The sequence below is a fragment of the Pseudoalteromonas sp. SWYJZ12 genome (assembly GCF_015864395.1).
Lineage (GTDB): Bacteria > Pseudomonadota > Gammaproteobacteria > Enterobacterales > Alteromonadaceae > Pseudoalteromonas > Pseudoalteromonas arctica.
On record NZ_JADYXH010000003.1, the window covers coordinates 435,694 to 457,530 of the forward strand.

General features: G+C 41.6%; 19 protein-coding genes and 1 pseudogene. 7 read left to right on the forward strand and 13 right to left on the reverse strand.

The window, feature by feature from the left end:
• Positions 1–79: 79 nt before the first annotated feature.
• From pcp to pxpB, 4 genes and pseudogenes are all read right to left on the reverse strand, one after another.
• Positions 80–748 (reverse strand): pyroglutamyl-peptidase I, encoded by a 669-nt coding sequence (gene pcp, locus I6F42_RS06250; RefSeq protein WP_197151507.1) that lies wholly within the window; start codon positions 746–748, stop codon positions 80–82.
• Positions 741–836, reverse strand: a pseudogene (locus tag I6F42_RS20395) (5-oxoproline transporter, DUF979 family subunit); the annotation flags it as partial. The pseudogene I6F42_RS20395 and the gene pcp, both read right to left, overlap by 8 nt.
• 34 nt (positions 837–870) lie before the next feature.
• Positions 871–1,797, reverse strand: coding sequence for a biotin-dependent carboxyltransferase family protein (locus I6F42_RS06260; protein ID WP_197151509.1), 927 nt, complete (start codon positions 1,795–1,797; stop codon positions 871–873).
• Positions 1,790–2,455, reverse strand: coding sequence for a 5-oxoprolinase subunit PxpB (pxpB, locus tag I6F42_RS06265; RefSeq protein ID WP_197151513.1), 666 nt, complete (start codon positions 2,453–2,455; stop codon positions 1,790–1,792). Before pxpB ends, I6F42_RS06260 begins: the two co-directional genes overlap by 8 nt.
• A 256-nt stretch (positions 2,456–2,711) precedes the next feature.
• Here pxpB and msrA point away from each other — a divergent pair, with 256 nt between their 5' ends.
• The gene (msrA, locus tag I6F42_RS06270; RefSeq protein WP_197151519.1) at positions 2,712–4,001 is read left to right on the forward strand and encodes a peptide-methionine (S)-S-oxide reductase MsrA; all 1,290 of its coding nucleotides are present in this window, start codon (positions 2,712–2,714) and stop codon (positions 3,999–4,001) included.
• A 134-nt stretch (positions 4,002–4,135) separates the two neighbouring features.
• Positions 4,136–4,912 (forward strand): amino acid ABC transporter substrate-binding protein, encoded by a 777-nt coding sequence (locus tag I6F42_RS06275; protein WP_197151520.1) that lies wholly within the window; start codon positions 4,136–4,138, stop codon positions 4,910–4,912.
• A gap of 879 nt (positions 4,913–5,791) precedes the next feature.
• On the opposite strand, the gene I6F42_RS06280 is transcribed toward I6F42_RS06275, so the two are convergent.
• From I6F42_RS06280 to I6F42_RS06320, 9 genes are all read right to left on the reverse strand, one after another.
• Positions 5,792–6,673, reverse strand: a complete 882-nt coding sequence (locus tag I6F42_RS06280; protein WP_024590165.1) for a LysR family transcriptional regulator — start codon at positions 6,671–6,673, stop codon at positions 5,792–5,794.
• A gap of 334 nt (positions 6,674–7,007) precedes the next feature.
• Entirely contained in the window at positions 7,008–7,664 is a 657-nt protein-coding gene (locus I6F42_RS06285; protein WP_077537942.1) for a CoA transferase subunit B, read from the reverse strand.
• A gap of 14 nt (positions 7,665–7,678) precedes the next feature.
• On the reverse strand, positions 7,679–8,377 hold the full coding sequence (locus I6F42_RS06290) for a CoA transferase subunit A (RefSeq protein WP_021032050.1): 699 nt from the start codon (positions 8,375–8,377) through the stop codon (positions 7,679–7,681).
• 63 nt (positions 8,378–8,440) lie between these two features.
• Positions 8,441–9,337 carry a hydroxymethylglutaryl-CoA lyase gene (locus tag I6F42_RS06295; protein ID WP_170070952.1) on the reverse strand — a complete coding sequence of 299 codons (897 nt, stop codon included), beginning with the start codon at positions 9,335–9,337 and terminating at the stop codon, positions 8,441–8,443.
• Positions 9,337–11,340 (reverse strand): acetyl/propionyl/methylcrotonyl-CoA carboxylase subunit alpha, encoded by a 2,004-nt coding sequence (locus I6F42_RS06300; protein WP_197151521.1) that lies wholly within the window; start codon positions 11,338–11,340, stop codon positions 9,337–9,339. Before I6F42_RS06300 ends, I6F42_RS06295 begins: the two co-directional genes overlap by 1 nt.
• A gap of 8 nt (positions 11,341–11,348) precedes the next feature.
• The gene (locus I6F42_RS06305; protein WP_197151522.1) at positions 11,349–12,119 is read right to left on the reverse strand and encodes an enoyl-CoA hydratase/isomerase family protein; all 771 of its coding nucleotides are present in this window, start codon (positions 12,117–12,119) and stop codon (positions 11,349–11,351) included.
• Between the two features lie 12 nt (positions 12,120–12,131).
• A complete protein-coding gene (locus tag I6F42_RS06310) occupies positions 12,132–13,751 on the reverse strand; it encodes a carboxyl transferase domain-containing protein (protein WP_166110958.1) in 1,620 nt (539 codons plus the stop codon).
• Between the two features lie 10 nt (positions 13,752–13,761).
• Positions 13,762–14,937, reverse strand: a complete 1,176-nt coding sequence (locus I6F42_RS06315) for an isovaleryl-CoA dehydrogenase (protein WP_024590171.1) — start codon at positions 14,935–14,937, stop codon at positions 13,762–13,764.
• Between the two features lie 55 nt (positions 14,938–14,992).
• Entirely contained in the window at positions 14,993–15,427 is a 435-nt protein-coding gene (locus tag I6F42_RS06320; protein WP_024592405.1) for a MerR family DNA-binding transcriptional regulator, read from the reverse strand.
• A gap of 330 nt (positions 15,428–15,757) precedes the next feature.
• Here I6F42_RS06320 and I6F42_RS06325 point away from each other — a divergent pair, with 330 nt between their 5' ends.
• The 5 genes from I6F42_RS06325 to I6F42_RS06345 all read left to right on the forward strand — a co-directional run bounded on the left by I6F42_RS06325 (position 15,758) and on the right by I6F42_RS06345 (position 21,835).
• Entirely contained in the window at positions 15,758–16,939 is a 1,182-nt protein-coding gene (locus I6F42_RS06325; RefSeq protein WP_197151525.1) for an acetyl-CoA C-acyltransferase, read from the forward strand.
• 125 nt (positions 16,940–17,064) lie between these two features.
• Entirely contained in the window at positions 17,065–18,555 is a 1,491-nt protein-coding gene (locus I6F42_RS06330) for a CoA-acylating methylmalonate-semialdehyde dehydrogenase (RefSeq protein WP_007376568.1), read from the forward strand.
• 169 nt (positions 18,556–18,724) lie between these two features.
• Entirely contained in the window at positions 18,725–19,882 is a 1,158-nt protein-coding gene (locus I6F42_RS06335; protein WP_010552837.1) for an acyl-CoA dehydrogenase family protein, read from the forward strand.
• 10 nt (positions 19,883–19,892) lie between these two features.
• On the forward strand, positions 19,893–20,684 hold the full coding sequence (locus tag I6F42_RS06340; protein WP_197151527.1) for an enoyl-CoA hydratase: 792 nt from the start codon (positions 19,893–19,895) through the stop codon (positions 20,682–20,684).
• Positions 20,684–21,835, forward strand: a complete 1,152-nt coding sequence (locus I6F42_RS06345; RefSeq protein WP_197151530.1) for an enoyl-CoA hydratase/isomerase family protein — start codon at positions 20,684–20,686, stop codon at positions 21,833–21,835. Before I6F42_RS06340 ends, I6F42_RS06345 begins: the two co-directional genes overlap by 1 nt.
• The last annotated feature ends 2 nt before the right edge of the window (positions 21,836–21,837 follow it).

A 21,837-nucleotide genomic window follows, 5' to 3' on the forward strand; every position in this document is an offset into this window, starting at 1 on the left:
AATTACTCAAGTCACATAGCTTTTACAATTAATTAAGAATAATTTATGCACCAAGCTAGATGTAATTGCACCAAAGTGGTTAATGCGTGGTTCCTCCTGCTATTTTTACGTCGCTATTATTGTTCAAAGCTTGTGCAATCATAACTCTCAGGGCATTAATAACGGTTTCTTCGCTCATGCTTGGTGCGCCATTGTGGTGCACAGCTTGGCTTGGTAAATAAGGAATATGCACAAAGCCACCTTTCATTACAGCGCAGTGATCATTTATGTAATGCATAAGACCATACATAACGTGATTACACACATACGTACCTGCTGTATTGGAAATGGCAGCAGGTATATTGCTGTTGTGCAATGCTTGTAACATGCGCTTTATTGGTAAGTTTGTGAAATAGGCATCAGGGCCATTTTTTTCTATTGGTGTATCGATAGGCTGCTTACCTGCATTGTCTTTAATGCGTGCATCGTCAACGTTTATTGCAATACGCTCAATTGATATTTCGCTGCGCCCACCAGCTTGGCCTATACATAAAACAACCGCCGGATTGTGCGACTCAATGGCGTTTATAAGCTGACTGATAGACGTATTAAATTCACAGGCAAGTTCTAGTGTGCATATTTTGTGTTTCATGATGATAGTTTCATCAAGTTTTTGCACTGCTTGCCAAGAAGGGTTTATAGCTTCGCCACCAAAAGGAGCAAAGCCAGTTATTAATACACACGGCATAGTAGAAGTTGATTTAGTCATTAAACACCAAGCTATACATTAAAATAATATTAACGGCGAGTAAGGTAACGGCCGTCGGAATTTGAACCTTTATTACATGGTACCTATTTTTAAAATCTAGGGCGTGTTGATTCTAGAATATTTTATAGGTTATTTTTAAGTGCAAGGCTCAATTGATGTAGGTGCCCGTTAAGTTTCTGCTTCGCCTTTGCTGCTTCTTCAAACGTTACATATTTAAATTCAACAGTATCTAAAGGTCTAAATTGTGCAAATTGATGTAAGTCGGCTTCAATTACAGTCCCTAAAAGAGGGTAACCCCCGGTTGTTTGACCATCGTTAAGTAGCACAATAGGCTCACCATTCGGTGGCAGTTGAATACTCCCAGGACTCACCCCTAGTGATGGCAAAGAGTGCGAATGTACCAAATTATTTTTATGCTCAAGCCTTACGCCCATTCGGTTGCTGTTACTACTAACTTTAAATGCGGTAGATACAAAGTTGTTAAGTAAAGGTTCGCCTAATAAATTAGCATGAGGGCTTGGGTGCAGTCGTATAAGCTTGCGCTGGGCGGGAGCAATTGCGCCTACTTTTATAAACTCTCCATAATAAGGAGTAATAGGTATTTCATCACCAGTGGCGAGAGCTCTACCTTCAATACCACCAAAACATGCGTTTAAATCTGTAGATTTAGAGCCCATAACTTCAGTATTTTGTATACCGCCTTTCACTGCTAAATAAGCTCTTAAGCCGGCTCTACCAGTAGCAAAGCTCAGTACTTGTTTGTTTTTTACTGTGTATGTCCAACCAGGGTAAATTGCTTGTCCATCAAGGGTTGCTTGCAAATCTGCACCATGAAGCGCAATTACTGTGTCGCAGGTGAATTCCAGCTCGCACAAACCAACGGTTATTTCTAAAACGGCATCATTGTCGTTATTGTTAAGTAATCTATTAGCAATTATTTGTGCAAAGGGGTCCAAGCTACCCGCTTTGCTTACACCTAAATGACGGTAGCCATTACGGCCAAAATCTTGAATTGTAAGTAATACACCACTTTTAAGTACTTTAATCATGAGTTGCTCCTTTATTAACTAGCGGAACAAATTCAAGCGTATCGCCTGGTTGAATTAAACAAGGTTGCTCCGAGGTCGAATCAAACAAAGCAGTATCTGTATGGCCTATTATGTGCCAACCACCAGGGGTATCTGCGGGGTAAATTCCGGTTTGTTCAGCACCTATCGCAACAGAGCCTTTAGGAACTTTAATGCGTGGCTCATCACGCCTTGGCGTATGTAATTGCTCATCTAAGCCATGTAGGTAAGCAAAACCGGGCTGGAAGCCTAAAAATAAAACGTGGTACTTGGTTTTACTATGAATATTAATAACCTCATCAGCGTTTAAATTATGATAACGAGCCACGTAATTAATATCTTCGCCATTGTATATGGTTTCGATTAAGTGATGCTGCCCCTTAAAAGTACTCGTTTTAATATCATTCCACAGCGAAGGTAGCACTTGTAACCACTTATTTAAGTGTTTATCTGATTTTAAATAGAGAGTGAGCGAGTTCATGGCTGGCACCAAATCGGTAAATTCATCAGTGCATTTACAGTGGCTGGTTAAAGCCCAAATTTTCTTTTGAATAGAGAGTCTATCTGTAGCGTCTAAATGCGATGCATCAAGTAGTAAACTACTGTTTGTTAATGCATAAATATGGGGAGCTGGCTTCATTAAATAAACCTATTTGTACAACATAATTTAAACGTAACACAGTTTTATTAATTTATTTACACCATTGCGACTAAGTGGTTATGTTTAGTGTTTATTTACCCAGCTTACTTTAAGAGTGTTTTTATATTCAATTAATCGTATTTAACTTATTGAGGACTAAAACTTAATACATTTCGTACTAAATAAGTAATTAGGTTGAAATGAAAATTAAGATAAGGAGGTCTTAATTAGCACGCACTTGTTTATGAGGTACTTTATGAAACACCAGCATTTATTATATTTATCAGGCGCTGCTATTATATTTAGCGCAGGCAGCTTTGCTTTATCTATGGAAAAGGTAGAACACAGTAATGTAGAAGCCACCATGCATGTAGAAACCATTGTACTGGGGTCTGGTTGTTTTTGGGGAGCAGAAAAACGCTACGAAGCGCTTAATGGCGTTATTGATGCTGAGTCGGGTTATGCTGACGGTAATGGGTTTAAAGCAACGTACAGAAATATTACTGATCAGTCTCGTCGTTTTGACGAGGACAATTATGCTGAAGTTGTGCAAGTTATGTATAACAGCAATATAATTTCAGCAGAAGACCTCTTAAAAAACTATTTTGAAAGTCACGATCCTACGCAAAAAAATCGCCAAGGTAACGACATCGGTACTCAATATCGTTCAATTGTATTAACGACTACTGATGCACAAGCTAAAGTAGCTGAGCAAGTTAAATCGCAATATCAGCAGCTTTTAACTGATGCGAGCTACGGCAAAATCGAAACGGTTATTAAACCGCTTACAGGTTTTGTATCGGCAGAAGAATATCACCAAAATTATCTAGAAAAGAACCCTAATGGCTATTGCCCCGATCATTCTACAGGCGTAGTTTTTAATAAAACACCCGTAGAAAAAGCAGACAACAGTGCTCTACTCGCAGGTAAGCAAATAGTGGTACTTGATTCTCGTGATTACTGCCCGTACTGTGAAAAATTTAAAAAAGCAGTCGCAAATGATTACAAAGGCACAATACCTATGACATTTCGTCATGCTGACCAACTTAATGATTTAACTATTAAGTCAGCCACGTGGGCAACGCCGACTATTTTGTTTCTAGAAAATGGCGTTGAGGTATATGGCCGTCAAGGCTATGCAACACCTGAAGAGTTTTATAAAGCATTAGGCGCTTTTAAATTAGGTAACAGTGATGCTTATAAAGTTGCATTCGATGCACGAACAGATAGACCTTATTGTAAAGAGTACAAAGAGTTTAAAAATACACCTGATGGTACTTTTGTTGATAAATTAAGTGGAGAGCCACTATTTGATACAAGAGATAGGTTTAACTCCGGTACTGGTTGGTTGTCGTTTAAGCACCCAGTAAAAAGTAGTGTAACGCAGCATGACGATAGCAGCTGGGGAATAACACGTATTGAGCTACGTTCTAAAAGTACAGGTATTCATCTTGGTCATTTATTCCCAGGAGAAGGCCCTAGAGGCACAGACCGCTACTGTATAAACGCAACAGTACTCGATTTTGTACCAAGAGATAAAAGCTAAACCTTTTACTTTGTAAAGCCTGATTTTAATCAGGCTTTTTCTTGCATAAAATAAAATAGATTTATCATATTCTTTGCAAATTTGTTAAAATCAAAGCGTTGAGCTACACATCAATAATATTACTTAGGTTGTAAATGAATCAATTTATAAAAATAACAACGCAGTTAATGTATTTGCCTTTAGCTTTATTAATTTTTATTACCGATGCTAAGTCGGCAACGCACTATGTCGTCGGCGTAGAGAATATAGAGTATCTACCTTACTTTGATGGTAGTGGAACAAATGGTGCTGACTATTATGGCTTCAGTGAAGAGTTGCTCACTTTATTTGCACAGCAGCACGATTTTGAATTTGAGTTTTACACGCTGCCAATTAATCGTCTTTATAAAGAATTCATTGATCACCATCATGTTGATTTTAAATATCCAGATAATCCACAATGGAAACCAAGTTATAAAGCTTCCTTTGGTGATTTAAATGAAATTATTTATTCGCAGCCAACCGTTGTGACTAAAACGGGTATTGCGAGTTTAAATAAAAATATCACTATTGATGAATGCGTTAGTTTTGCAACGGTGAGAGGGTTTACGTCTCAAAGCTTTAAACCTTTAATGAATAACGAAAACGTTGAGCTAATTGAAACAGCTAACGTAATGGAATTAATAGAGATGCTTTTAAAAGAGCGAGTGGAGTGTATTTACATATCTAACGATGTATTAAACTATAATATCGTTAAATATTTCAAATTAACCCGACCCGTTTATTTTCAAAACGAATTGCCGACAGATTTACAAGCCTTTTTATTATCGTCGATTGACTATCCTGAGGTAGTTGAGCAATTTGATACATTTTTGCTTTCACATAAAGTGCAAATAAGTAAATTAAAAAGAGAGTATCAAATAAAAAATTAACTAAAAAAGCCCCGTAAGTTATAACTTACGGGGCTTTTTAAAAGGTATTAACCTGTATATAACTATATTATGTATGTGCTTAATAATAAAAACAGTTCAAGCCAAGTCACCACCTAACTTGAACTGCTTTTCACACTGACAACATCTTCACACACAATATAAAGATTCTGTTTACGACTCTTACGTAGCCTTGTAATGCATATCATGTGGTTGAGCCAAGAATAAAAACAGTTCAAGCCAAGTCACCACCTAACTTGAACCGCTTTTCACACTGACAACATCTTCACACACAATATAAAGATTCTGTTTGCTACGCTTTAGTAGCCTGGTAATGCATATCATGTGGTTTGTGCCAAAAATAAAAACAGTTCAAGCCAAGTCACCACCTAACTTGAACCGCTTTTTCACACTGACAACATCTTCACACACAATATAAAGATTCGGTTTGCTACGCTTTAGTAGCTTTGTAATGCATATCATGTGGTTGAGCCAAGAATAAAAACAGTTCAAGCCAAGTCACCACCTAACTTGAACCGCTTTTTCACACTGACAACATCTTACACACACAATATAAGATTCTTTTCACTGCTAAGTTTGAGTTACTAAAACTCAAAAGGTTGCATTTATTGCTCTTAAAAAACAAATTAACTAAGTTGTTTTGAGCTGATGAAGTAACTTTAATATTTAACTTTATTTTCGACAAACGATAAAAATGAAACCAATGAGTGAAAAAAATTAAACTATAGACTTTAGTCTAATGCTCGGCGTTAAGCTTATGTATTTAAATAAAAAATATTATTAAAAATTGCAGAGAGGTTTAGACGAGTTCAGTAATAAAACACAGAGTGGGTTCTATTAATGAGCTCGTCTAATAGGGGATTATTCTTGGATTTTTCTAAACGTATTTACAACCCACTTCGCAAATAAATCAAGCGGGTGATTAGGCGTGCTTGATTCGTGCTGTACTAAATAGTATTTATCTTTAGTTGTTAAAGGCTGCTCGAATAATTTATAAAGCCATTGCTCATCTAACCAGCTTTGACTAATAGGCAGTGGAATAAGTGCAATGCCCATGCCTTGCTGCGCTGCACGCGCTACACCAAACATGCTATCTATTTGAATAATCTGCGAAGGAGAAAAGTCATCAATACCCGCTTTTTCGGCCCACTGGTGCCATGCCCAAGGGCGAGCTTTGTGGAGGATCAGCGGAACTTGGTTAAGCGCTTGACGATGATCGTCCCTCCATTGGTCGAGCAATTTTTTATTACATGCAGGGATATATTCAAGGTTAAACAACTCAGTCGCTAACCCTTCAGTAGGTTTACCAGAGGACAATACAATAGATAAATCGCTATGACGCGTTAACTCTTTGCGTGTTTTAAGCGTGTCCATTTGCAGGTTTATATTAGGATGCTCTGACGTCCACTCACTTAATTTAGGCATGAGTAGCTCGCTGGCAAAAAACTCAGGCAACGTAATTGTCAAATTTGTATTTTGCTGCATCTGACTAAACTCGTTAATGGTGCCCTCTAACATTGTGATGATAGGAGACACTGCATCAAAAAAGTTTTTACCCGCTGTGGTTAAGCTAATTGAACGCGTTTTACGTTGAAAAAGTTCAATACCAAGTTGTTCTTCAAGTTGTTTTATTTGATGGCTTACCGCAGACGGCGTTAAGTACAGCTCATTAGCTGCATGCTTAAAACTTAGGCTTCTTGCGGCAAAGCAAAAAGAGCGAAGGCCACGAATAGGAGTTTGCATGTTTTCCAGAATTATTTAATTTATTGAGACGCCTTACTTAGGCAAAATTTGAACCAACTATTTAATATATAAATATCAGTAGGTTAAAAATAAATTCAACGCTAGTTCACAAAAAGGGTGCAGACTATCCACAAAATAGTGCAAAGAATCTAAGCGCTTACATTTAATTTATATTTGTATTATAGATAAAATTTACTACAGATGTATGAATGACGGTAAAAATAATGGCAAAAGATAAAAAAAATCCCTCGTGAGAGGGATTTTGGGTAACTCAGCGCCATTGGCACTGGGAATGAGGTCGGTACAGGGGAAAGCGTTATTTTTAAGCTAAAACCTAAAAAACCATTTCTGGTACTTCACCGTCAACAAGTAATTTACCTGCTGTTTTACTAATGATTTCATCAACAGTAACGCCCGGAGCGCGTTCTAATAAATGAAATGCGCCGTCTTTAACTTCTAATACGGCTAAATCTGTTACTATTTTTTTTACGCAATTAACGCCAGTAAGCGGTAAAGAGCAGGACTCTAATAGTTTAGAGTCACCATGCTTACTTGCATGGGTCATAGTAACAATAATATTTTTCGCGCCAGCGACTAAATCCATCGCGCCACCCATGCCTTTAATCAGCTTTTTAGGGATCATCCACGATGCGATGTTGCCGTTCTGGTCAACTTCAAATGCACCCAGAACAGTTAAGTCTACATGACCACCCCGTATCATGGCAAAACTATCTGCACTATTAAATATGGCTGCACCTTTAGCTGCTGTCACGGTTTCTTTACCCGCGTTAATCATATCGGCATCTAGCTCTGCTTTAGTAGGGTACGGACCCATGCCTAAAAGGCCATTTTCGGACTGTAACATAACTTCAATATCATCCGGTACATAGTTTGCGACGAGTGTCGGAATTCCTATGCCCAAATTTACGTAGTAACCGTCTTGAAGTTCTTGTGCAACGCGCATTGCAACTTGTTCACGTGATAATGCCATAATTATGCTCCTGCTTAATCTCGTGTTGTTACACGTTCAATGCGTTTTTCAAAGTTGCCTTTAATAACGCGATTTACAAAAATACCCGGTGTATGAATTTGGCTTGGTTCAAGCTCACCCGGCTCTACAATTTCTTCTACTTCGGCAACGGTAATTTTGCCAGCCGTTGCTGCCATTGGATTAAAGTTCATGGCGGTGTGTCTAAACACTAAATTACCGTAACGATCGGCTTTCCATGCTTTTACTATGGCAAATTCACCTGTTATAGACTCTTCTAAAATATACGGGCGACCATTAAATTCTTTTACGTCTTTGCCTTCAGCCACAGGAGTACCGTAACCGGTAGCGGTGTAAAACGCAGGTATACCCGCGCCACCAGCACGCATTTTTTCAGCAAGTGTACCTTGTGGTGTAAGCTCTACATCAATTTCGCCACTTAATAACTGCTGCTCGAATAGGGCGTTTTCACCAACGTACGAGGCAACTACTTTTTTGATTTGTTTGTCTTGTAATAAAATACCTAAACCAAAGTCATCAACACCACAGTTATTAGATACCACGGTTAAGTCTTTTGTTTGCATGTGCTTAATTTGTTTAATTAAGCCCTCAGGAATACCACATAAACCAAAACCACCGGCAATAATGGTATCGCCATCTTTTAATCCTTCCATTGCAGCTTCGTAGCTATAAACTACCTTATCAAAACCGGCCATGAGTCTCTCCTCAATGTGTGCTATTTGTTGTTAACTATCCTGAATCATCATTTTATAAGATAGCTATTTAGTGTGCAGTGCCACAGATACTTTACTCACAGGTTGCTTACCAAGTGCTTTGGTGATCTCCCAGCCAGCGCAGCTTAACCTTTGTAAATCAATTCCGTGTTCAATGCCAAGCCCTTGCAGTAAGTAAACTACATCTTCGGTGGCAACATTTCCTGACGCACCCTTAGCATAAGGACAGCCACCAAGGCCTGCAACTGCCGCGTCAACCGTTGCTATACCTAGGCTTAAAGCTGCGTAAATATTTGTGAGCGCTTGGCCGTAAGTATCATGAAAATGCACAGCCAACTTAGTTTTATCAATGTGCGTTAAAAGTAACTCAATTAACTGCGTTACTTTTTTAGCGGTGCCAACACCAATGGTATCGCCAAGGCTTACTTCGTAGCACCCTAAATCTAATAGCTTTTGCGATACACTTAATACTGCCTGTGGGTTGATCTCACCCTCATAGGGGCAACCTAGCACACAGCTTACATAACCACGTACGCGGATGTTATTAGCTTTAGCAAACGCCATTACCTCGCTAAAGCGCTCAATACTTTGCTCTATTGAGCAGTTTATGTTTTTTTGACAAAATGACTCACTTGCAGCGGTAAATATAGCAAACTCTTTAATGCCTACAGCATGCGCTGCTTGTGCACCTTTTAAGTTAGGTGTAAGAGCGCTTAAATTTACATCGGGCAAATTAAGGGCTGATATTACATCCGCTGAGTCTGCCATTTGTGGCACCCATTTAGGAGAAACAAACGCGCCAGCTTCAATATCTTTTAAACCTGCAGCACTTAGGGCGTTAATAAGCGCTACTTTATCAGCTGTGCTTACTGTTTTTTCGTTTTGTAGACCGTCTCGCGCACCAACTTCAACAATACGTACTTTACTTGGAAAGGCATTCATTATGCACCTTCCTCAGTCGTATCTTCTACTATCGCAAGCAGGGCACCATGGGTTACTAATTCGCCTTCACCAAAACAATAGCTTTTTAAAATGCCGTCGTGTGGTGCGTTAAGCGTGTATTCCATTTTCATGGCTTCAATAATAACAACCGCATCGCCTTTGGAAATTGTGCTACCAATATCGATTAAGTGTTTTACTACCGTACCATTAAGCGGGGCGGCAAGTGGCAGAGCTTCGCTTTCGTGCGAACTAATATAATGTTTATCAACTAGTTCAAGCTTAGTTTGCAGTGCTTTATTCATCACCGTTACACTATTACCTACCGTATTACTATCTACCGTAGTTACGTGTGCGCTGTGTTTTTCGCCATTAATAAATACACTGCAAAGATTGTTATTTAATGTGCCTTGTAGGTTAAATACGTGCTCGTTATGCGTAATAGTGTAGCCCGCTTTCGTTTTTATAGCGCTTAGCTGTAAATCAGCAAAAGGGACTTTAATTGCTTGCGGAGCATTGAGTGTAAAACCGCTTAGTTGTTGCCAAGGGCTAGCACTGTTTTGCGCATTTTGGGTGCTAGTTAACGATTCTAAATAGGCAAAAGCACCAATAAGCTGACTTGCTTGCAATAACGATTCATCAACCGCTACTAACGAATCACCTTGCTCTGCAATAAAGTGTGTACTTGGCGCGCCTTGTTTAAACGTAGGGTGGCTTGCTAAATTATGTAAAAAGCCAATGTTAGTGCTAAAACCCGCTAAATGAAATTGTTCAAGGGCGTGTTGTAAGCGGCTCAATGCTTTTTCGCGATTATCATCGTGCACAATAAGTTTTGCAATCATCGGGTCGTAAAACGGGCTGATTTCGTCGCCTTGTGCAATGCCTGTATCAATGCGTACAAATTCGCTGTTAAGTGGCGTATGTAGCGCTTCAATAGTGCCTGAGCACGGGATAAAGTCGTTAGCTGGATCTTCTGCGTATATACGCGCTTCAAAGCTATGACCCTGCAATTGAATATCACTTTGTGTCAGTGGCAATGTTTGCCCACCCGCAATATTAATTTGCCAGTTGACTAAATCTACACCGGTTACCATTTCGGTCACTGGGTGCTCTACTTGAAGGCGCGTATTCATTTCCATAAAGAAAAATTCATCGCCACACAGTAAAAACTCAACCGTACCAGCGCCTCTATAATTTATAGCCAGCGCACAACGTACAGCTGCTTCGCCCATTTCTTTGCGTAGCTCGTCAGATAAACCCGGAGCAGGGGCTTCTTCAATTACTTTTTGATGACGACGTTGCAAAGAACAATCACGATCGCCTAAATAAACACAGTTGCCATGGTTATCTGCAAATACTTGCACTTCAACATGGCGAGGCTGGTTTACGTAGCGCTCAAGCAATACTAAATCGTTACCAAAACCGGCAATCGCTTCACGTTGTGCGCCCTCAAGTGCACTCATAAATTGTTTGGCATTTTGTACAACGCGCATGCCTTTACCACCGCCACCAAAGGCGGCTTTAATTAGTACAGGGTAGCCAATTTTTTCAGCTTCACTTTGTAAAAAAGCAGGGGCTTGTTTATCACCATAATAACCAGGTACTAATGGCACATTAGCAGCTGCCATTATTTCTTTAGCGCGGGTTTTAGATCCCATTGCTTCAATGCTACTTGCTGGTGGTCCTACAAAAGCAATGTTGTTAGCTTCGCAGGCTTTAGCAAATTCGCTGTTTTCAGATAAAAAACCATAGCCTGGGTGAATACAATCAGCGCCGCAGTCTTTGGCAACTTGTAAAATTTTGTCTGCCACCAAATACGAATCTTTACTTGGTGCGGCACCAATATGGTAAGCCTCGTCAGCCATTTTTACGTGCTGGGCATGTTTGTCAGCATCAGAATAAACCGCGACCGTGGTTAAGCCCATTTGTTTTGCGCTGCGCATTACACGGCACGCAATTTCTCCACGATTGGCAATCAGTATTTTTTGTAATCGTTGTGTGTTCATAATCAATCCTACAGTTGCCAAGCGGGTGGGCGTTTATCAAAAAAAGCACTTAGCCCTTCTTGACCTTCTTCAGATACGCGAATTTTTGCAATACGCTCTGCGGTAAGCTCAATGAGTTCATTGGTAATTGGTTTATTTGCTACATCGTTAATTAATGCTTTAGCGGCTTTTACTGCAACAGGTCCGTTATCAATCAGTGTTTGCAGCATATTATCGACCGCACAGTCTAAATTACCGGTTACTTGATGAATTAAACCAAGTTGCTTAGCAGTATGTGCATCAAACACTTCAGCCGTTAAAAAGTACCTGCGAGCAGCGCGCTCACCAATAGCTTTAATTACATACGGGCTAATAACAGCCGGAATAAGACCCAGCTTTACTTCGCTTAAACAAAATTGTGCATCGTCTTTACTAAGGGCTATGTCGCAACAGGCTATTAAGCCCAGAGCACCACCAAAAGCAGCACCTTGCACGGCGCAAATTGTAGGGTGTGGCGAGCTTGCTAACACTTGCATTAATTTAGCTAATTGCATTGAATCAGCTAGGTTATCGGCGTAGTTGTTATCCGCCATCGACTTCATCCAGGCTAAATCGGCGCCTGCTGAAAAGTGTTTACCCTCTGTTTTTAAAACCAGGGCACGAATATCAAGCGTATTTGCATGTTCAATACACTGAATCAGCTCGTGTATTACTTCGCTGTTAAATGCGTTTCTTTTTTCTGGGCGACTTAACACAAGTACAGCCACATTAGATTTTGTTATTTGTAGTGTTACTGACATTTTGCGCTCCGGTTACATTCTAAATACGCCAAATTTCGAATCACGTTTTGGTGCGTTATTCGCAGCTGTTAACGCAAGACCTAATACATTACGCGTGTCAGCAGGGTCTATAATACCGTCATCCCACAAGCGTGCGCTGGCGTAATACGGATGACCTTGCTCTTCGTACTGGTCAATAATTGGCTTTTTAAAGTCACTGATTTCTTGCTCGCTCATGCTTTGACCCTTGCGTGCTAAACCATCTTGTTTAACTTGGGCCATTACACCCGCTGCTTGCTCGCCGCCCATTACCGAAATACGGGCATTAGGCCACATCCACATCATGGTTGGTTCAAATGCACGGCCACACATTCCGTAGTTACCTGCGCCGTAAGAGCCGCCAATAAGTACTGTAAATTTAGGCACATCAGCACACGAAACCGCCATCACCATTTTAGCGCCGTGCTTTGCAATGCCTTCGGCTTCGTATTTTTTACCCACCATAAAGCCGGTAATATTTTGTAAAAACACTAAAGGAATATTGCGCTGAGCACACAGCTGAATAAAGTGCGCGCCTTTTTGCGCCGACTCACTAAATAAAATACCGTTATTAGCCACTATGCCAACGGGGTTGCCATAAATGCTGGCAAAACCTGTGACTAACGTTTCACCAAAGTAGCGTTTAAATTCATCAAATGATGAGTCATCTACAGTGCGCGCTATTACTTCGCGTACATCAAACGGCTTTTTAAGGTCGGTGCCTACAATGCCGTAAAGCTCGTTAATATCATAACGAGGTGGTTTTACATCTTCTAGCTCTTGTTTAAGTAACGGCGCAGTAGGGCGTGTGTAGTTAATGCGCTCAATACATTGGCGCGCAATAGAAAGCGCATGAGCATCGTTTTCAGCGTAGTGATCGGCAACACCCGACACTTTACAGTGCACATCGGCGCCGCCTAGTTCTTCGGCTGTTACTTCTTCGCCTGTTGCTGCTTTTACAAGCGGCGGACCTGCTAAAAATATAGTGCCTTGATCTTTTACAATAATGCTTTCATCGGCCATAGCAGGTACGTACGCACCACCTGCGGTACATAACCCCATTACCACGGCAATTTGTGGAATGCCTTTACCCGACATACGGGCTTGATTATAAAAAATACGACCAAAATGCAGCTTATCCGGAAATACATCGTCTTGCTCAGGCAGGTTAGCACCGCCCGAATCTACAAGATAAATACACGGTAAGTGGCAGCGCTCTGCGATGTCTTGTGCGCGTAAATGTTTTTTAACGGTAAGCGGAAAATACGTACCGCCTTTAACCGTGGCATCGTTTGCAATAATCATGCATTCAATGCCTTTAACACGGCCTATACCCGCTACAACACCGGCGCACGGTATTGCTTGTTCGTACACACCAAAGGCAGCAAATTGCGATATTTCTAAAAACGGTGAGCCTTCGTCAATTAACGTACTTATACGGTCGCGTACAAATAATTTACCACGGCCTTCGTGGCGCTCCTTTAATGCAGCGCCTCCGCCTTGGCTAATTGTTGCTACTTTACTGCGTAAATCATCCACCAGCGCCGACATGTTTTTATGGTTTTGCACAAACGTTGGATCGTGAGGGTTAACGCTCGATTTTAAAATCGTCATGGTTTAATCCTTAACGGCTTTCAGTGAAAAGTTCGCGGCCAATAAGCATGCGGCGTATTTCTGATGTACCTGCACCAATTTCGTATAATTTAGCATCACGAAGCAGGCGGCCTGTTGCGTATTCGTTTATGTAGCCATTTCCGCCTAAAATTTGAATCGCATCAAGCGCCATCTTAGTCGCAAGCTCTGCGGCATATAAAATGGCACCGGCAGCATCTTTACGGGTTGTTTCGCCACGGTCACAAGAGCGAGCTACCGTGTACACATATGAGCGCGCAGCATTCATTTGTGTATACATGTCGGCTACTTTGCCCTGAATTAACTGAAATTGACCAATAGGGGTGTCAAACTGTTTACGCTCATGAATGTACGGTACCACTATGTCCATACACGCCTGCATTATGCCAAGCGGGCCTGCTGCAAGTACTACGCGTTCGTAATCAAGGCCACTCATAAGTACCTTAACGCCTTCGTTTAAGTTACCTAAAATGTTTTCCTCTGGCACTTCGCAGTTTTCAAATACCAGCTCACAGGTGTTTGAGCCACGCATGCCAAGTTTGTCGAGCTTTTGCGCCGTAGAAAAACCAGGAAAGTTGCTCTCAACAATAAACGCGGTAATGCCTTTAGCACCGGCGTTTAAATCTGTTTTAGCGTAAATAACTAACGTGTGTGCGTCGGGGCCATTGGTGATCCACATTTTGTTGCCGTTTAAGATGTACTTATCGCCTTTTTTCTCGGCTTTAAGTTTCATCGATACAACATCAGAGCCCGCATTAGGCTCGCTCATTGCAAGGGCACCAATGTGTTCGCCACTAATAAGCTTAGGTAAGTATTTTTCTTTTTGAGCTTGTGTACCGTTACGGTTAATTTGATTAACACACAGATTTGAATGTGCTCCATAGCTTAAACCTATAGAGGCACTGGCACGGCTAATCTCTTCCATAGCAATAACATGTTCTAAGTAACCTAAACCGGCGCCGCCAAGTTCTTCAGATACGGTCATACCCAGTACGCCCATTTCGCCCATTTGAGCCCAAAGTTGATTTGGGAAAGCGTTATCTAAATCAGTTTTTTCAGCAAGCGGGGCAATCTCCTGACTCGCAAAACTGTTTACGTGGTCGCGGATCATATCGGCGGTTTCGCCTAGGCCAAAGTTCATTTCTTTATATAGTGAAATAGTGCTCATGATTCATTCCTGTGTGACGTGTGTGTTGTCAGTGTGTTGTTATTTTAAAATAAACTTACTCGTCTATTTTATTAAGCGTGTCTCTGCAGCGGCGCTCGGCCGTCACCAACTCCATAAGAACAACTTTAATGTCGTCCATTTGTTGAGATAGGTCAGACTTTTTATCGGCTATTAAATCAAGCATGGTAACCAGCTGCTTAGCACTCGACTTATCAGCGTCGTACAGTTCAAACAAACGGCCTGTTTCAGCAAGCGTAAAGCCCAATCGTTTACCACGTAATATTAGTTTTAAACGCACTTTGTCGCGTTTTGAATAAATACGTGTTTGACCATTACGATCAGGCGTTATTAACCCTTGATCTTCGTAAAAGCGAATAGAGCGGGTTGTAATGTCAAATTCTTTAGCGAGTTCGCTAATGCTAAATGTTTGTTCATTACTAGCCGGCATTTTGGCTGAGCTTGCAAAGTTTGTTTGATTGTCTGGTTTCATAATTGTATTTACCTCATTCGAATAACTCCAATATAAGTGAAGTTTACGTAAAGGTAAAGCTTGGTGTGTTTTGAAACTATCTATAAAGGAGTGTTGGCGCGAAGAGTTGACTTATTTTATTAATTTTCAGTAGGTTAATTTTATTTCCTCAGTGTGGCCTAACAGCTGGAAAATAATGCTTACACTTATAAAACTAAAAATTAAGCTGTTTTTAGTTGACGTTGGCGTAAACGTTAGTATTGTGTGTAGGTATTAAATAATAAATGAATACTAAATTAATAGAGCAAATATACTAACAATTATTTGCATTAAATTACAACGGAGTTAGTTATGACTTTAGAATCAGTGGTAATTGTAGCAGCAAAACGCACCCCAATGGGTGGTTTTATGGGAGCGTTAAGTGATGCGCAGTCTACCGAGCTTGGCGCTACCGCCATTGCCAGTGCACTTGCACAAACTGGTTTAGCTAATGATGCAATAGATGAAGTAATTATGGGCTGTGTATTACCAGCAGGGCTTGGGCAAGCGCCCGCACGCCAAGCAATGTTAAAAGCAGGCCTTGCACTTAGCACTGGCGCTACAACAATTAACAAAGTATGTGGCTCTGGTTTAAAAGCCGCCATGCTTGCAAACGATTTAATTAAAGCCGGCTCTATTCAATCTGCTATTGCTGGTGGCATGGAAAGCATGACAAACGCACCGTACTTTATTCCAAAAGCGCGTGGCGGAATGCGTATGGGGCATGGCGAAATAAAAGATCACATGATGAGCGACGGTCTTGAAGATGCCTACGACAACAAAGCAATGGGTTGTTTTGCACAAGACACCGCCGACGAATACGGCATTGGTCGCGAGCAAATGGATACGTTTGCATTAGGCTCATTAACTAAAGCAAAAGCCGCGATACAAAATGGCAGTTTTGATAACGAAGTTGCCCCGCATACGATGCAAACACGCAAAGGCGATGTAACAGTTTCGATTGACGAGCAACCAGGTAACGCCCGCCCAGAAAAAATTCCAAGCCTGCGTGCAGCCTTTAAAAAAGACGGCACCATTACAGCGGCTAATTCATCGTCAATTTCAGACGGTGGCGCGGCGCTTATATTAATGAGCGAATCAAAAGCAAAAGAGCAGGGTTTAACACCGCTTTGTAAAATTGTAGCGCACAGTACTCATTCTCAAAAACCAAGTGAATTTACAGTAGCGCCAGTTGGTGCAATAAGCAGCGTGCTTGAAAAAGCAGGTTGGGCTGTAAACGACGTTGACCTTTGGGAAATTAACGAAGCATTTGCCATGGTAACCATGCTGGCTATTAACGAGTTAAAACTTGATGAAAGCAAAGTAAACGTTAACGGCGGTGCATGTGCACTTGGCCACCCAATTGGTGCAAGCGGCGCGCGTATTTTAGTAACGCTTATTCATGCCCTTAAAAACCGAGGCCTTAAAAAAGGCATTGCGTCTTTGTGTATTGGTGGCGGTGAAGCGGTTGCTATGGCCGTAGAAGCGTATTAACTAGGTATTAAGCAGTTATAAGAAAGCTATACGAATAACTATAAAAGCGCTGCACTAATAATACTAACAAAGCGGCGCTACCAATTTTAAAAGAGAACACACAACTCACACACTAGGATTTAATCATGCACCAAGTACCACTACTTATTAATGGCGAATTTATTCAATCAGCATCAAAAGAGCTTATCGATGTTATAAACCCAGCAACTCAAGAAGTACTTGCACAAGTGCCATGCACCACCGAGTCAGAAATGGACGCGGCAATTGCCTCAGCCTCTGAGACGTTTAAAACATGGAAAGACGTACCCATTACTGAACGTGCTCGTATTATGATGAAGTACGCTGCGCTATTAAAAGAACATCACGATGAGCTTGCTACCATTATTTGCCACGAATTGGGTAAAACGTTTGAAGATGCAAAAGGCGATGTTTGGCGTGGTATTGAAGTAGTAGAACAAGCCGCTAACGCGCCATCATTAATGATGGGTGAAACAATGGAAAACGTAGCGCGTAAAATCGATACGTATTCTTACATGCAGCCACTTGGCGTGTGTGCGGGCGTAACACCATTTAACTTCCCTGCAATGATCCCACTTTGGATGTTCCCGCTGGCTATTGTGTGTGGTAACACCTTTATTTTAAAACCGTCTGAGCAAGATCCACTTACACCAATGCGTTTAGCAGAGCTATTTATTGAAGCTGGCGCACCAAAAGGCGTATTACAAGTTGTTCACGGTACAAAACCACAAGTAGACCGCCTATTAGAAGATAAAGCAGTGCGTGCTATTTCGTTTGTTGGCTCGTGTGGTGTAGGGGCTTATATTTATTCTAAAGGCACGCAAAACCTTAAACGTGTGCAAGCGTGTGTTGGTGCTAAAAACCACATGGTTATTATGCCTGATGCAAGTAAATCGCATGTTGTAAACAACCTAGTAGGCGCATCAGTAGGTGCTGCTGGTCAACGTTGTATGGGTATTTCTGTTGCTGTATTTGTAGGTCAAGCAAGTCAGTGGGTAGATGAAATTAAAGCAGGCTTTGAAAATGTACGCCCAGGCGTGTGGGATGATGCAAACGCGGCATACGGTCCACAAACATCAAAAGCAGCAAAAGCACGTATTTTATCACTCATTGCCGGTGGTAAAGAGCAAGGCGCTACCTGTTTAATTGATGGTTCTGACTTTACAGTTGAAGGGTATGAGCAAGGTAACTGGGTTGGCCCAACGTTATTTACCGATGTAACCAAAGAGATGGATTTATACAAAGAAGAAATATTCGGCCCAGTACTAGCGTGTATGTTTGTAGACACGCTTGATGAAGCAATCGCACTTATTAACGACAGCCCTTACGGTAACGGTACCTCGTTATTTACCTCAAGCGGCGCAGTGGCTCGTAAATTCCAACACGAAATTGAAGTAGGCCAAGTAGGTATTAATGTGCCAATTCCGGTGCCACTTCCGTTCTTTTCGTTCACTGGTTGGAAAGGCTCGTTTTACGGTGATACTCACACGTACGGTAAACAAGGCATTCGTTTTTACACAGAAACTAAAACGATTACCTCACGTTGGTTTGAAGACGACATTGCGTCGGGTCCAAATATGAGCATTAACTTAAAATAATCGTAATTAAAAAATGAGTAAATAAAAGAATAATTAATAAAAAAGATGGGCGCGAAGGTTACTTCACACACAACACACATAAGCCTTCGCCGCTCGTCACGAACTACTCCCGTGACGGGAGACACTAACAACACAACTAACATAACTTACACAATTAAAGAGGTCTAACATGGACTTTAACTTATCTGAAGATCAACAAGCCTTTGCTCAAACAGCACGCCAATTTGCCGAGTCAGAACTCGCACCTTATGCAGCAAAGTGGGATCGCGAACATATTTTTCCTAAAGACACGATTAAAGCAGCAGGCGAGCTTGGTTTTTGTGGTTTATACACGCCAGAGGAAGCGGGCGGCCTTGGTTTATCGCGTTTAGATTCGAGCATTATTTTTGAGCAGCTTGCTATGGGCTGTACCGCAACAACGGCCATGTTGACCATTCATAATATGGCCACCTGGATGGTAGCAAGTTTTGGTACCGATGCAGTTAAAGACAAATACGTTGAGCAATTAGTAATGGGCGAGTTACTTGCCTCTTACTGTTTAACAGAGCCAGGCTCGGGTTCAGACGCCGCATCACTTAAAACAAAAGCCGTACTTGAAGGTGATGAGTACGTTATTAACGGCTCAAAAATGTTTATATCGGGCGCGGGCGAAACCGAAGTATTAGTGGTAATGGCACGTACAGGCGGCGAAGGCGCTGCTGGTATTTCGGCATTTGTAGTGCCTGCCGACGCAAAAGGCGTGGAATACGGCAAAGCTGAGGAAAAAATGGGTTGGAACGCACAACCTACACGCCTAATTAGCTTTGAAGATGTGCGCATTCCGGCGCATAACTTATTAGGCGCAGAGGGCGAAGGCTTTAAATTTGCGATGCAAGGTCTTGATGGCGGCCGAATTAACATTGCCACATGTTCAATTGGTACAGCGCAAGCGGCGCTTAATACAGCCCGTGAATATTTAAAAGAACGTACACAATTTGGTAAACCATTGGCTGCGTTTCAAGCATTGCAATTTAAAATTGCCGATATGAACACCGAGCTTGTAGCTGCGCGCCAAATGGTTAGGCTTGCTGCATTTAAACTTGATAATAACGACGTTGAAAAAACCACTTACTGCGCCATGGCTAAACGCTTTGCTACCGATGTTGGCTTTACTGTATGTAACGACGCACTGCAAATTCATGGTGGTTACGGTTACATAAAAGAATACCCGCTTGAGCGCCATGTACGCGATGTACGCGTTCATCAAATTTTAGAAGGCACTAACGAAATTATGCGTGTAATTATTGCGCGCCGTATTTTAGCTGAGTCTGCAAGCGACGTTTTATAAGGAGCAATGTATGTCAGAATCAAAATCTAATCCGAGTATTGAACTTACAACCGAAGGTCATGTTGCTATTTTAACGATGTCTAACCCCCCAGCAAATACCTGGACAAAAGACACCCTAGTTGATTTAAAAAATACCGTTAATGAGCTTAATAATAATAAAAATATTTATGCATTAGTACTGACTGGCGAAGGCGAGAAGTTTTTTAGCGCGGGTGCCGATCTAAACGTATTTGCATGTGGCGATAAAGGCGTAGCTGCTGATATGTCGCGTGTATTTGGTGAAGCATTTGAAGCGCTTACTAATTTTAGAGGCGTGTCGGTTGCTGCCATAAACGGCTATGCAATGGGCGGCGGTTTAGAGGTGGCGCTTGCGTGCGACGTACGTATAGCGGAAGAGCAAGCACAAATGGCGCTCCCTGAAGCTAAAGTAGGTTTATTACCCTGTGCTGGTGGCACACAAAATTTAGCATGGCTTGTAGGCGAAGGCTGGGCAAAACGCATGATTTTATGCGGCGAGCGCTTAAAAGCCGATAAAGCCCTGCAAATTGGCTTAGTAGAAGAAGTAGTACCACAGGGTGAAAGCTTTGCGGCAGCATTAAAACTAGCTAATCAAGTAAGCGAGCAAAGCCCTACCTCAGTTGCAGCGTGTAAAACATTGATTCAAAAAGGGCGCCATCAACCAATGGCAAGTGTATTGCCTTTTGAGCGCGAGTTATTTGTTGGTTTATTTGATACCGAAGATCAACAAGAAGGCGTAAATGCCTTTTTAGAAAAACGCCGCGCTAACTGGGTAAACGGCTAATGAGTGCTTTAACAGTATTAAATAACGCCGATGAGCCCGTGGTATTTGAAACCGCAACCGCAGAAAACGGCAGTTTAATTGGGCTTATTACACTCAACGCGCCAAAAGCCTTAAATGCACTTAATTTTGAGATGATCAAGTTACTTGAACCGCAATTGCGAGCTTGGCAAGACGATGATGCTATTGCTATGGTCTTGTTAAAAGGCGCAGGCGATAAAGCATTTTGCGCCGGTGGCGATGTTGTAAGCCTTCATCATGCAATGGCGCAAGGTAAACCAACAAGCTTAGTTGAAGAGTTTTTTACGCTTGAGTACAAGCTTGATTATCTTATTCATACCTTTGATAAACCTATCCTCGTTTGGGGTAACGGCATAGTAATGGGCGGCGGTTTAGGGCTAATGGCCGGTGCTAGCCATCGCGTCGTAACTGAAACATCACGCATTGCCATGCCAGAGCAAACCATAGGTTTATACCCAGATGTAGGCGGGAGTTACTTTTTACATAAAATGCCACAAAACGTCGGGTTATTTTTAGGGCTAACGTCGGCATCAATTAACTGCGACGACGCGCGTTTTGTATCGCTTGCCGATCACTTTATCGACAGCACTAAATATGATGCCATGCTTGCGCAAATTTTAGCAGCTAAATGGGGCAAAACCGCAAGCTTAAATCATGAGCGTTTAACTAAGTTATTAACCGATTTAGACAACCAATCTGCGCGTATGCCAAAAGGCAATATAAAAGCTAATCTCAAAACGATTCAAAAGCTGGGTGAGTTTACAACTTTGCAGGAGCAGGTAGATTATATTTTAGGGCTAACCACTGACGATAAGTGGCTACAACGGGCCCAAAAGTCACTAAAACAGGGATGCCCACTAAGCTGCGCACTCGTTAGTGAGCAATTAAAAACAAGTAAAGGCAAAAGCTTATTAACGTGTTTTAAAATGGAGCTGGGTATGTCGGTGCGCGCTGGCGAAGTAGGTGAGTTTCAAGAAGGCGTAAGAGCGCTATTAATAGATAAAGACGGCGCGCCTAATTGGCAATACAAAACACTTAGTGATGTACCACAAACAATAATAGACAGCTTTTTTGTTAACCGCTTTGGCGAAAACCACCCACTCAATGGCTTAGACACGCCAATACACAAATAAAG